Source organism: Mesorhizobium sp. M2A.F.Ca.ET.037.01.1.1 (genome assembly GCF_003998075.1).
Taxonomy (GTDB): Bacteria; Pseudomonadota; Alphaproteobacteria; order Rhizobiales; family Rhizobiaceae; genus Mesorhizobium.
This window is the reverse complement of record NZ_RZSA01001657.1, coordinates 1-654: the sequence shown is the minus strand read 5'-3', so window position 1 is coordinate 654 and position 654 is coordinate 1. Positions and strand designations below refer to the sequence as shown.

The following is a 654-nucleotide window of genomic DNA, read 5'->3' as shown; positions in this document are numbered from 1 at the left end:
GCTCTGGCTGCTCGACGCCTGGCTGTCGCTGCCGATCGTCGGCGGCAACTCGCTGTCGGTCTCCTTCACCGGCACCTTCATCGTCTTCGTCTATGTCTGGCTGCCCTTCATGATCCTCCCTGTGCAGGCCGCGCTCGAGCGCGTGCCCGGCAACCTGGTCGAGGCCTCGTCCGATCTCGGCGCCTCGCCCGGCCAGACCTTCCGCAACGTGCTGTTCCCGCTGGCGCTGCCCGGCATCGTCGCCGGCTCGATCTTCACCTTCTCGCTGACCTTGGGCGACTACATCATCCCGCAGATTATCGGCACGTCACGCCTCTTCATCGGCCAGGCCGTCTATTCGCAGCAGGGCACCGCCGGCAACATCCCGTTGGCCGCCGCCTTCACCGTGGTGCCCATCGTCATCATGGGCTTCTATCTCTGGGGCGCCAAGCGCATGGGGGCTTTCGATGCGCTCTGACCGTGGCCAACGTGCTCCGCTCGGCCTGAAGATCGCCGCCGCCTGCGGCCTGCTGTTCCTGCACCTGCCGATCCTGCTGATCTTCGTCTACGCCTTCACGACGGAAGAGAAGAGTTTCGTCTGGCCGCCGCCGGGGCTCACCACGCAATGGTTCGCCGTTACCTGGAACCGGCCGGACGTATGGGATGCGCTAACGC

1 protein-coding gene and 1 pseudogene are annotated in these 654 nt (G+C 65.7%); both read left to right on the top strand.

From position 1 onward, the window contains the following. Positions 1-457 (top strand): ABC transporter permease subunit (locus tag EOA27_RS39035; RefSeq protein ID WP_127259030.1); only part of this gene is annotated, 457 nt, incomplete at its 5' end. After that, positions 447-654, top strand: a pseudogene (locus EOA27_RS39030) (ABC transporter permease); the annotation flags it as partial. The gene EOA27_RS39035 and the pseudogene EOA27_RS39030, both read left to right, overlap by 11 nt.